This is a genomic window from Streptomyces sp. NBC_01723 (genome assembly GCF_036246005.1).
GTDB lineage: Bacteria > Actinomycetota > Actinomycetes > Streptomycetales > Streptomycetaceae > Streptomyces.
In genome coordinates this window covers 406,738-418,555 of the sequence record NZ_CP109171.1, presented here as the reverse complement: position 1 = coordinate 418,555, position 11,818 = coordinate 406,738, and the positions used below count along the sequence as shown (strand labels likewise).

Here is an 11,818-nt window from a genome sequence, read left to right as displayed (position 1 = left end):
GGGAGGGCCGCCCCTCGCTACGGGAGGCGCATCAGCCCGAGGTCCTCGCCCCACGCGTCCAGCACCGCCGCGTGGCCGGCCGCGCGCACCGCGGTCTCCACCCGGCCGAACAGGTCCCGCTGTACGTCCGTGTCACCGGTCTCCGCGACGCGCGCGAGCGCGGACAGCAGCGCTCGCGTGTCCCATCCCGGGAGGGGGAAGCGGTCCAGTTCCCACGCCAGGTACTTGTTGTAGGGACGCGGACGACGGTCGAGGGCGAACAGCAGCTCCAGCAGGAAGCCGACGCTGTCACCCGCGTCGAGGCGCGCCGCGAGCGGATATCCGTCCCGGGCGTTCTTGACCGACCGGTAGAGGGAGTTCGCGTAGGCGTCCAGCCAGTCGGCCGCCGCCCGCGACGCCTCCCCGGCGTCGAGCCGCCCCTTCGCGGCCACCATCTCGGCGATACCCCCGTCGAGCCGGTCGAGCACGACCCGGGCCCGCGCGAGCGCGTACCGCTCGAAGCCGCCGAGCCGGCGGAACTCCGCGACCGTCACCACGACGAGATCCAGCCCGGCCGAGCGGAATCCGTCGAGACCGGCGAGCCCGGTGCCGGCCGAGTCGGCCAGCACCACGTACAGGTCGTGGTCGGAGTGGCGGGTGGCCATGCCGTCGTGGGCGTGGGATCCCTTGAGGACGAGCCCGACCACATCGGGGTCGGCGGTGGCACGGGCGACGAACGCCTCGTAGGTCATGGGGTGTCGTGCGGACACGGTCCGATCGTCTCCAGACAGCTCTACGGGGGCACGGGAAGCCACCCTCGGAGTCCTGCCGACCCGAGGGCGGTGAAGCCGTTCGCGACGGCCCTGGCCGTCGCCCCGCAGATCAACGCACGTCCGGCACGCTAGCGGCCGATCACCGCGTCCGGCAACGCGTTTGCCCGCCGCCGGTCGTCATCGACCCTGAGGTCCGTCTGAACAGACCGGAGGAGGCGCCCCGTGTGTCACGGGGCGCCTCCCGGGATGGATCGTTCCCTGTTGTCAGGCCTTTTCCTGCATGGACCGTCGGGCCGGGTTGCCCTGCTCGGCGGCCTTCGGGTCCTTCTCGTCCGCCTTGGCCCGGACCCCCTTGGCGATGCGGTCGCCGATGGTCTTGTCGATGTTCGACCAGTACTCGAAGGCCCGCTGAAGGACGGGTTCGCTCACCCCGTTGAGGAGGTGACCGACCACGTTGTCGACCAGCCGGTCCCGGGCCGCGTCGTCCATGACCTCGCGGACCAGCGTGCCCGGCTGACCCCAGTCGTCGTCCTCGGGGTGGTCGACGTACGCGGCGCGGGTGATGGCCCCGTCCGCCTCCCAGCTGGGCGGGGTGCCGAACCGCTCGGTGTCGGCGGCGGGACCGCCCTTGGAGTTCGGCGCGTAGACCGGGTCACTCGTCTTCTGATAGGCCATCGCCCCGTCCTTGGAGTACGTGTGGACGTCGACGACCGGGGCGTTCACGGGGAGTTGCTGGTAGTTCGCGCCGATCCGGTGCCGATGGGCGTCGGCGTAGGAGAAGAGCCGGGCCAGCAGCATGCGGTCCGGGCTCGGGCCGATGCCGGGGACCAGGTTGTTGGGCTGGAAGGCGGCCTGCTCGATCTCGGCGTGGTTGTCGGTCGGGTTGCGGTCCAGCGTCATGCGGCCGACCGGGATGAGGGGGTAGTCGCCGTGCGGCCACACCTTCGTCAGGTCGAACGGGTTGAACCGGTAGTCCGCGGCGTCCTCGTACGGCATGACCTGCACATACAGGGTCCAGCTCGGGAACTCGCCGTCACGGATGTGCTCGAACAGGTCCCGCATGTGGTAATCCGTGTCGGCCGCGGCCATCTGGTCGGCCTCGTGCTGCGTGAAGAACTCGATGCCCTGGTCCGTCTTGAAGGTGTACTTCACCCAGAACCGCTCGCCGGCCGCGTTGATCCACATGTACGTGTGGGAGGTGTAGCCGTTCATGTGGCGCCAGGTCCGGGGGATACCGCGGTCCCCCATGAGCCAGGTGACCTGGTGGGCGGACTCCGGTGACAGCGTCCAGAAGTCCCACTGCATGTCGTGGTCGCGCAGGTTGTTGTCCGCCCGGCGCTTCTGCGACCGGATGAAGTGCTGGAACTTCATCGGGTCCTTGACGAAGAACACCGGCGTGTTGTTGCCGACCATGTCGTAGTTGCCCTGGCTGGTGTAGAACTTCACCGCGAAGCCGCGCGGGTCGCGCCAGGTGTCCGGGCTGCCGCGCTCGCCCGCCACGGTGGAGAAGCGGATGACCAGGTCGGTCGTCGTCCCCGGCTGGAAGACGGCCGCCTTGGTGTAAGCGCTCACGTCGTGCGTCACCTCGAAGTGGCCGAAGGCGCCGCTGCCCTTGGCGTGCGGCTGGCGTTCGGGGATCCGCTCCCGGTTGAACTGCGCCATCTGCTCGATGAGGTAGGCGTCCTGGAGGAGTACCGGGCCTCCCGGGCCGACGGTGAGCGAGTGTTCGTCGCTTTCCACCGGTGCGCCGGAGTCCGTGGTGGTGGCAGGCGTGATGTCCGTCATGAGACTGCCTTTCGTCGTGGAGTGGGTGACGCCCAGGCGCCGCGCGACACGGTCGCGGGGGAGGGGTGCCCTGGAGCGGCCACGCCAATCCGGTCCGGATACGTCCGGACGGGGGCCTCGCGCGTCTCGCAGCGCCTCTCGCGGAACGACTCCGGGCCCGGCCCGGGGCAGGGGGCACCGCAGCTCCCGCTCCCGTGCCGCGTCCCGGCGCCGGGACGCGCCGCGTGCTCACCCATCCGTCCAGGCCTTCCGGAGTGCCGTCGTCCGTATCAGTCTCCGCCGCCGCCGAGGGCGCGCAAGCGGAGACGACAGGCCGGACGCGTGCCCACGTACGGCGTCCTCAATCGCGCGTTTGCGCCCTTTTCGGCCGGGGTGGGTCCGTGACGGCGCCACAAGTCCTGATCTTCGCGGTCCGGTCACGTGGTGGCCGCGGCGGTGGCAGGCATGGGGGCGGCGGCGCCAGGCGGACCGGCGCAGTACGTGGTTGAGGTCGCGGCGGGGAGCCGGGAGCGCAGTGGCGCGCAGGACGGCCGGCAGCTCGCGCGCGCCGGCAGGGACGAGGTCGGTGGGGGTGTCGCCGATGGTGTGGGCGCGGGCGCGGGTGACGTCAGGATCGCGGCGGCCAGCAGGGTGATCAGGCTCCATCGTCCCCGAGACGCGGCAGTCGTCGGGGCGTTCTGTGTGTCAGTCGGCCGCCGGGAGGCGAAGCGTGGCGACGGCCCCGCCGCCGGGCGCGTTGGCGAAGGACAGCGACGACCCGATGACCTGGGCCTGGCCGAGCGCGATGGTCAGCCCGAGGCCGTGGCCCCGGCCGCGTTCCGACGCCCCGGTGCGGAACCGTTGGGGCCCCGCAGTGAGCAGTTCGTGGGGGAATCCCGGGCCGTGGTCCCGTACCGTCACACAGGTGCCCGCCACCTCGACTTCGACGGGCGCGCGACCATGTCGGTGGGCGTTGATGACCAGGTTGGCGACGATCCTGTCAAGCCGGCGCGGGTCGGTCTCGGCGGACAGGGCGCCGGCCGTGGTGAGCCGCGTCTGGAGCCCGGTGCGGACCAGAGACTCCCTGACCGCCTCGGCGAGCGGAACGGGCCCGAGGTCGGCGCGCTCGGCGCCCGTGTCGAGCCGGGCGATCTCCAGCAGGTTGTCCACCAGGGTCCGCAGCACCGCCACGCGGTCCCTGACCAGTTCCGTGGCCTCCCCCTCGGGGAGCAGCCCACTCGCGGTGACCAGGCCCATCAGCGGGGTGCGCAATTCGTGGGCGACGTCGGCGGTGAAGCGCTGTTCGGCCAGCAGTCGTCCGAGCAGGCTGTCGGCCATCGAATCGACGTCGCCGGCGATCTCGGCGATCTCGTCGCTGCCGCGGCCGACCTTGGTTCTGGCAGCCAGGTCACCCGACGCGATCCGGCGTGCGGTCCGCGCCACCCGCCGCAGCCTGCGATGGGGCAACTCCGCGGCGAGTGCCGACAGCGGTACCACGATGGCCAGCGCGACCAGGGAGTACTTCCACATGTGCCGGTCCAGGGCGCGCCGGGTGAGCAGGTCGGGCGTCATGTCGACCTCCACCGCCACGGGTCTGCCTCGGTACGTCCGTGCCGCCCACATCGACGGGTGGTCCCCGGGGCCGTCACCGTCGTACCAGGTGGCATACCCGTCCCTCAGGCCCTGCGGGCCCCGGAGCCGGCGCAGCAGCTCGGCGGGCACGGCCTCGGGCGACATCCGAAGCGAGTCGGGCGGGGTGCCGTACCGCTCGTAGTCCCGCAGGTCTTGGGACAGCTGGGTCACCGCCTTGGACCTGCCGTCGTTCAGCGACCGGGCCAGGGTGCTGCGGTGGACCAGCGCCCCGACGGTGAGCGCGATGGCACAGCAGGCCATGGCGACAAGCGCAGCGATCTTCCAGCGCAGCGAACGCCAGTTCAGCAGGTCGCGCAGGACATCCACGTCAGCGCCGCAACTTGTAGCCGAACCCGCGGACGGTCTGGATCCGCTCCGCTCCGATCTTCCTTCGCAGTCGCTGGACGCACAGGTCGACCACGCGACTGTCGCCGTCCCAGCCGTAGTCCCACACGTTGCGCAGCAGCATGTGCCGGTCCAGGACGACGCCGGGATTCGCGGCGAACTCCAGCAGGAGCCGCAGCTCGGTGGGGGCCAGCGCCACTGGCTCGCCCGCCTGGAACACCTCGAGGCCGGCGGTGTCGATGGTCAGGTCGCCGAAGACAAGTGGGGCGCGCTCGCCCGGGCGACCGGAACTCTCCGGTCGTGCCGCACCATCCACCGGTTCGGCCGGGGGGTGGTGCGGCACGGCCGGGGCGGCGGGGTTGAAGGCAGCCCGCCGCAGCAGTGAGCGGATCCGGGCCACCAGCACCGCGGTGTCGACGGGTTTGACCACGTAGTCGTCGGCACCCGCCTCCAGGCCGGAGACCACGTCCAGGGCGTCGCCGCGCGCGGACATCATCAGAATCGGGTCCATGCTGGTCTCCCTGATTCGGCGGCACAGCCCGATGCCGTCGAGGGCGGGCAGCATCACGTCCAGCAGCAGCAGGTCGTGGCGGCCTTCCCGGAACAGTTCGAGTCCGGTCAGGCCGTCGCCGGCGGAGCTGACACGGTAGCCGTAGCGCTCCAGCGCCAAGGTGAGCGATCTGCGGATCACCTCGTCGTCCTCCACGAGCAGGATCGCCACGGGCACCAGGGCGGACCCCCCGGCCACTGGAACCGACATCTTTCCCCATCGACGTAGGTGCTGGAGGTCCATCATGCGACGGGCATCCCGCCCTGCCGAATTCTGCCTCCACCGCGCCTGTGCCGGGGCCGGTTCGCCGGTGGTACCGAGTGGGTCAGGGTTCGCGGGTCCGGTGGCCGCTGTGCCGGTCCTGGTCACCGAGGAGGCTGTCGCGGCGGTCGGGACGGTGCGTGGCACCGGTGAGGGTGCAGCCCTGACGGGACAGGTCCAGTTTCGATCCCTTGGCCAGGCAGTCCGTGATCATGTGAACCTGCTGGCCATAGCTACGACCCTGGTGGGAGGTTACTTCCCCGTTCGGGCCCACCTCGCAGGGGTTGTTGTCGGTGCACTGCTCGCCGTCGTCGTTGTGGGTGTTGTGGATTCCCACGACCGTAGTGCCGTCGGGAGCCAGCAGCGCCGAACCGGAGTCGCCGTGCCAGGGGGCGCAGTCGTCGCTGGTGGTGTAGCGGATCGAGTTGTCCAGCTGATAGCCGCCCTCCCGCAGGTGCGGGACCACGGCCTCGGCGGTGCAGTTGTGGCGGGTGCCGAGGGACGCCACGGTCAGTGGGTCGCCTGCGCGCACGGAGGTGGAGGTGAGCCGGAAGACTTTCGCGCCTTCGGCCTTCAACTGCGCGTAGGTCTTGTCCAGGCGGTAGAGCGCGATGTCGGTGCCGGTCATCGTCGCGTACATCAGCCGTTTCGTACGGGCGGTGGTTTGCGGATAGCCCTGGCGGTCGGCGATCTGCACCTCGCGGTCGGCCGGCCGGTCCACTGTCGCGGTTCCGGGCGCGGGCCACTGTCCTTGCACGCAGTGACCGTTGGTCAGCAACAGCGCCGGGTCCTGCGGCCGGGAGGCGGGAGTGCGGACCACTGATCCCGCACAGCCGCTCAGGTCCACCGTGCCCTCCATGTCCGGGATCGGATCATCGGGGGGCACGTTGGTGCCCGTGATGATGCCGTTGATCCAGTCGGCGTGCTTGGTGACATCGGAGTACAGCGTCTTGCCGCTTTCGTCGGGGCCACTGACCACACCGGCCACGGCCCACTGGCCGCCGTCGCGGACCAGCGCAGGCCCGCCGGAGTCCATGTTCGACGCGGCGATGCTGCCGTCGCGGCTACCGATGCACAACTCTCCGCTGGGCGCGGCTGACGGACACGTTGAGATCGGTTGCACCACGGTGTCGGCCTCCCGCAGCCGCGTGGGGAAACACGCCGCGTTGTCGGTGTCGTCGCAGGTCATGCCCCAGCCCATGATGCGGACGGGCGTCCTGTCCGGCGGCGTGGTCGAGGCGATCGGCACCGGCTTGGCCCGAACCGGCTTCCGCAGGTGCATCAGAGCGAGGTCGCGGCCCCAGAACCCGCCCTCATCGTGACTGGTCGCCAGCCGGTAGTAGTGATCGACGTCGGCGACCTCGCCGCCGGACGTGGTGTCCAGTGACCCGACCCGGACCTTCCAGCCACGCGGGACACCGGCCTTCGCGCCGGTCGGGTTCCTGCCGGCGCAGTGGCTGGCGGTCAGGACCCATTGCGGTGCGAGGACCTCCACCCCGCAGCCGTGCTTGTCCGAGCGCGGCGGGGCGGGGTAGGACGGCTGGAACGAACCCATGAACGAGTAGGCCCGGGTGGACTCGGTGCCACCCACGACGGCCTGCGCGGATAAGGGTGCTACCAGGGCCGCCGCGGTCAACGCGATCCCCGTCGTCAGGGCGGCGGCCGCCCTTCGGCCTGTCGACATGTGCATGAGTGGCTCCCTCGCGTCTATCGCCAGCCATCGCTCCGGCGGGCTGGTCGGGGGGACGGCAGTCGGCCGTCCCGTCCGGCATCGAGCCTGGACCCAGCGGCTCTCCGCAGGGTCTCTTCCGCGTATCAGGCGCGGCGCGGCAGCCGCTCAGTTGTGTATCAGTGTGTTCGGGACCGGCCTGATGATGCCTGGCCACGCGCGGGAAGCGGCCCGCTGCCTTTGTCCGTCGCAGCGTGACGGTGGAGACGGAGGCCCGGGGACGACATCTCCGCCAAGGTGGCCGGCCCGCCTACGGCCGCCGCTGGGATGCGGAGCGCACCGCTTGGACGGCGACCTCGCCCCCTGACGCCATGGACACCGCCATCGACATCTACGGGCACCCTGCTGCCCAGCGCCTGGGGGCCGGGCGGCGCGGACCGGCCCAGGGACGGCAGGGTGATCGTGTGAGGATCCCCCAGGCACACGGCGAAACGGGCCCGCGCGTCGGAGCTGGTGATGACTACGTCGAAGAGGCCGCCGCCGAGACGGACGGGGGGGCGCTGCGGGCTTCAACGGCCAGGAAGCCGCGGACCAACTCGGCAAGGTCAGCCATGCGGGGGCCGGCTCGCGCATGGCACCCGCGGACTCGACCAGTCGCTGCTCTCGGGCGGACCAGGGTGGCGATCCCGGTCGGGGCGTACGGGTCCAGCGTGCCGGGTGCCGGGTGCCGGGTGCCGGGTGCCGGGTTCGGCGGGGAGACCCGGGTCGGTGTCGGCGTGACGGGGGACCGCGGGGGGGGCCTGGCCGGTTCGGGCAGTCGCTCACCATCATCAGCACCTGACACACCGCCCGGCTCAACGCCCGGGCTCCCCATGGGTGCCGTACCTCAGGACCGAGGCGGCCCTGACGAGAGGCAACGGAAAAGGCAGGAGGACCACTCGCCTCCTGCCTGCCACTGTCAAGCTATAGCTCATGCGGGGCCTTGCGGCAAGGGCCCCTCCGTGGCGCAGAATCGGCGCCCTCGGCCGCTGCCCACATGAGGCAGCAGGGCCGATCGGACGCTTTCTCACCATGGGGGACTCATGATCGACGTGCTCGTCGTCGGCGCCGGACCGACCGGCATGATGCTGGCCGGCGAACTGCGCCTGCACGGCGTACAGGTACGGGTGCTGGACAAGGAGACCGAGCCGACCCAAGTGGTGCGCTCGCTCGGGTTGCACGTGCGCAGCATCGAGGTGATGGACCAGCGCGGCCTGCTGGAGCGGTTCCTCGAACACGGTAAGCGTATCCGGCCGGCGGCTTCTTCGCCGGCATCGGCAAGCCCGCGCCCGTCGAGCTGGACACCACGCACCCCTACGTCCTCGGCATCCCGCAGCCCGTCACCGACCGCCTGCTGACCGAGCACGCCGTCGAACTCGGCGCGGAAGTCGAGCGAGGCCGCGAACTGGCCGGACTGTGCCAGGACGACCAGGGCGTGACCGCTGAGCTGGCCGACGGCACCCGGCTGCGCGCCCGCTACCTCGTGGGCTGCGACGGCGGCCGCAGCACCGTCCGCAAACTGCTCGGCGTCGGCTTCCCAGGAGAACCCTCCCGCACCGAGACGCTGATCGGCGAGATGCGCGTCCGCGCGGAGCCCGAGGAGGTGGCCGCCGTCGTGGCCGAGGTCCGGGAGACCCAGAAGCGGTTCGGCGCCGGACCGCTGGGGGACGGCTTCTACCGCGTCGGCGTGCCCGCCGCGGACGTGGCCGAAGACCGCTCGCTCCCGCCGACCCTGGACGAGTTCAGACGGCAGCTCAAGGCGTGCGCGGGCACCGACTTCGGCGTGCACGCGCCGCGCTGGCTGTCCCGTTTCGGCGACGCCACCCGGCTGGCCGAGCGCTACCGCACCGGACGGGTACTGCTCGCCGGCGACGCCGCGCACATCCACCCGCCGGTCGGCGGGCAGGGCCTCAACCTCGGCATCCAGGACGCCTTCAACCTCGGCTGGAAACTCGCCGCCGAGGTGAACGGCTGGGCCCCGGACGGGCTGCTGGACAGCTACCACACGGAACGGCACCCGGTGGCCGCCGACGTGCTGGACAACACCCGCGCCCAGATGGAACTGCTCTCCACCGAACCCGGCCCTCAGGCAGTGCGCCGCCTGCTGGCGGAACTGACGCGGTTCGAGGACGTCAGCCGCCACCTGACCGAGAAGGTCACCGCGCTGAACGTCCGCTACGACCTCGGCGCCGGACCCGAACTCGTCGGCCGGCGGATGCGGGACGTCGAACTGCGGCAGGGGCGCCTGTACGAACTGACGCACACCGGCCGCGGGCTGCTCCTCGACCGGACGGGCCGGCTGTCGGTGACGGGCTGGTCGGACCGGGTCGATCACGTCGTGGACGTCGGTGCGAAACTGGAGGTGCCCGCGATGCTGCTGCGGCCGGACGGCCATGTGGCATGGGCCGGTGACGACCAGCAGGACCTGGTCGGCCGGTTGCCCCGGTGGTTCGGGGCCGCCACCGGCTGACCCGACCGTCCCGGGCCGCCCGTCCCCGCTTCCCCACCGGAGAGCCACCATGAACCACGTCGCCGACCCCCACCGCTACGACGGCACCATGCGGTACCGCCGCACCGGTCGTTCCGGTCTCGACCTGCCCGTCCTGTCGCTGGGCTACTGGCACAACTTCGGCGACGACAAGCCGTTCGAGTCGCAGCGGGAGATCGCCCTGCGCGCCTTCGACCTCGGCATCACCCACCACGACCTGGCCAACAACTACGGCCCGCCCTACGGATCCGCGGAGATCAACTTCGGCCGGATCATGCGGCAGGACCTGGCACCGTACCGGGACGAAATGGTGATCTCCACCAAGGCCGGATACGACATGTGGCCCGGCCCCTACGGCCAGGGCGGAGGCTCCCGCAAGTACGTGCTCGCCTCCCTCGACCAGTCCCTGAAGCGCACGGGCCTGGAGTACGTCGACATCTTCTACTCCCACCGCCTGGACGCCTCCACACCGCTGGAGGAGACCATGACGGCGCTGGACACCGCGGTGCGGCAGGGCAAGGCCCTCTACGTCGGGATCTCCTCCTACGACGCCGAACGCTCCCGTGAGGCCGCGGCGATCCTCCGCGACCTCGGCACCCCGCTGCTGATCCACCAGCCCTCGTACAACATGCTCAACCGGTGGATCGAGACCGAGGGCCTGCTCGACGCCGCGGGCGACGAGGGCTTCGGCGTCATCGGGTTCACCGCGCTCGCCCAGGGGCTGCTCACCGGCCGCTACCTCGACGGCGTCCCGGAGGGCTCCCGCGCCACCCAGGGCAAGTCCTTCGCGACCGACTGGCTGAACGAGGACACCCTCCAGCGGCTGCGCGCGCTCAATGACATCGCCGCCCGCCGGGACCAGACCCTGGCCCAGATGGCGCTCGCCTGGGCGCTGCGCGACCCGCGCGTCACCTCGCTGGTGATCGGCGCCTCGCGCACCGATCAGCTGGAGCAGAACGTGGCCGCGCTGGACAACCTCGCCTTCACCGCCGACGAACTCGCCGAGATCGACAAGTACGCGGTCGCCGACGGCAGCGTCGACCTGTGGCGGCAGGCCCGCACCGGCGAGATGGGCTGAGGCCCGCCCCGCCCGCACGGGCGGTCGACGGCGGTCACGACACCGGTTCGTCCGTGACGCGGAGCAGCCGGGGCGGCACGGTGGCGGGCTCGGGCAGGCGCAGGGGCTCCCGGCCCGGGGTGATGCTGCCGAGGAGCGTCGCCCGGCGCGCACCGGTTCCCGACGGGATCGCGCCGGGCAGGCCGTGCACCGTGAGGAAGCCCAGGAGCGCGAAGGCGAGGGCCTCCTTCGCGTCGGACGGCAGCCCGAGCGCGTCGCTGGGTCCGAGCGGCACGCCGGGCAGTTCCTCGGCGAGCATGCCCATCAGCACCGGGTTGTGCGCCCCGCCGCCGGAGACGACGAGCCGGGTGACCCCGTGCGCCCGGCAGGCGTCGGCCACGGTGACCGCGGTGAGCCGGGCCAGGGTCGCCAGTACGTCGTCCGGCTCCGGCACCGGCGCCAAGGCCAGTGCCTCGAGCAGGTGGGGCAGGTGGAAGCTCTCCTTGCCGGTGCTCTTCGGGGCCGGCCTGGCGTAGTACGGCTCGTCCAGCAGCACCCGCAGCAGCGCCGCGTCGACCCGCCCCGCGCCGGCCCGCCGCCCGTCCTCGTCGTACCCGAGGGCGCCTCCGGTGAAGTGCCGTACGGCGGCGTCCATCAGCGCGTTGGCGGGCCCGGTGTCGAAGGCCAGCGGTTCGGCGCCGGGGGCGACGACGGTGAGGTTGGCGATGCCGCCCAGGTTGAGCGCGGCCGGGGTGCCGGGCAGCGCGGCCAGGGCGAGGGTGTCGGTCATGACCACCAACGGGGCGCCCTGTCCGCCGGCCGCGACGTCCCTGCCGCGCAGGTCGGAGACGACGGGCAGACCGGTGGCCTCGGCGATCCAGGCGGGCTGGCCGAGTTGCAGGCTGCCGCGGACGGCGCCGTCCTCGACCCAGTGGTAGACGGTCTGCCCGTGCGAGACCACCAGGTCCGCGGTCCCGTCGCACAGTTCGCGCAGGGCGCGGACGGCCACGTCGGCGAAGGCGCGGCCGATGCCGGTGTCGAGCACGGCGGCGGTGCGGGCGGTCGTGTCCGACGGCGGCAGGAACCCCGCGATCAGCTCGCGCAGTTCGTCGGGGTAGGGGGCCGAGAGATGCCCGAGGGGCCGCATCACCAGGACGTCGTCCTGGAGGACGAGGTCCGCGGCGGCCGCCTCGACCGCGTCGTAGGAGGTGCCTGACATCAGGCCGATCACACGCAAGACGTCTCCTGTGCGAAGGGGTCC

Annotated in this window: 7 protein-coding genes and 1 pseudogene; 2 read left to right on the top strand and 6 right to left on the bottom strand. The window is 71.7% G+C overall.

Features of this window, described 5'->3' with window-relative positions:
* Positions 1 to 17: 17 nt before the first annotated feature.
* From OIE75_RS01890 to OIE75_RS01870, 5 genes are all read right to left on the bottom strand, one after another.
* Positions 18 to 749 (bottom strand): hypothetical protein, encoded by a 732-nt coding sequence (locus OIE75_RS01890; RefSeq protein WP_329469190.1) that lies wholly within the window; start codon positions 747 to 749, stop codon positions 18 to 20.
* A gap of 267 nt (positions 750 to 1,016) precedes the next feature.
* Positions 1,017 to 2,537, bottom strand: coding sequence for a catalase (locus OIE75_RS01885; protein WP_329469189.1), 1,521 nt, complete (start codon positions 2,535 to 2,537; stop codon positions 1,017 to 1,019).
* Between the two features lie 684 nt (positions 2,538 to 3,221).
* The gene (locus tag OIE75_RS01880; protein WP_329469187.1) at positions 3,222 to 4,475 is read right to left on the bottom strand and encodes a HAMP domain-containing sensor histidine kinase; all 1,254 of its coding nucleotides are present in this window, start codon (positions 4,473 to 4,475) and stop codon (positions 3,222 to 3,224) included.
* 1 nt (position 4,476) lies between these two features.
* Positions 4,477 to 5,253 (bottom strand): two-component system response regulator CseB, encoded by a 777-nt coding sequence (cseB, locus tag OIE75_RS01875; RefSeq protein ID WP_329469186.1) that lies wholly within the window; start codon positions 5,251 to 5,253, stop codon positions 4,477 to 4,479.
* Positions 5,254 to 5,368: 115 nt separating this feature from the next.
* Positions 5,369 to 6,988: a serine protease gene (locus tag OIE75_RS01870; RefSeq protein WP_329469185.1), complete on the bottom strand. Its 1,620-nt coding sequence runs from the start codon at positions 6,986 to 6,988 to the stop codon at positions 5,369 to 5,371.
* A 1,067-nt stretch (positions 6,989 to 8,055) separates the two neighbouring features.
* On the opposite strand from OIE75_RS01870, the pseudogene rox reads away from it, so the two are divergent.
* Both rox and mgrA read left to right on the top strand, forming a co-directional pair.
* Positions 8,056 to 9,482: pseudogene (gene rox, locus OIE75_RS01865) on the top strand (rifampin monooxygenase).
* A gap of 49 nt (positions 9,483 to 9,531) precedes the next feature.
* A complete protein-coding gene (gene mgrA, locus OIE75_RS01860; protein ID WP_307009054.1) occupies positions 9,532 to 10,578 on the top strand; it encodes an L-glyceraldehyde 3-phosphate reductase in 1,047 nt (348 codons plus the stop codon).
* A gap of 34 nt (positions 10,579 to 10,612) precedes the next feature.
* Here the strand turns inward: mgrA and OIE75_RS01855 are convergent, their stop codons facing one another.
* Positions 10,613 to 11,794: an anhydro-N-acetylmuramic acid kinase gene (locus OIE75_RS01855; protein ID WP_329469183.1), complete on the bottom strand. Its 1,182-nt coding sequence runs from the start codon at positions 11,792 to 11,794 to the stop codon at positions 10,613 to 10,615.
* Positions 11,795 to 11,818: the final 24 nt, after the last annotated feature.

Coding starts and splice junctions, on each gene's coding strand:
- OIE75_RS01885 (WP_329469189.1), bottom strand. CDS start 2,537: ATGACGGACATCACGCCTGCCACCACCACGGACTCCGGCGCACCGGTG.
- cseB (WP_329469186.1), bottom strand. CDS start 5,253: ATGTCGGTTCCAGTGGCCGGGGGGTCCGCCCTGGTGCCCGTGGCGATC.
- OIE75_RS01870 (WP_329469185.1), bottom strand. CDS start 6,988: ATGTCGACAGGCCGAAGGGCGGCCGCCGCCCTGACGACGGGGATCGCG.
- mgrA (WP_307009054.1), top strand. CDS start 9,532: ATGAACCACGTCGCCGACCCCCACCGCTACGACGGCACCATGCGGTAC.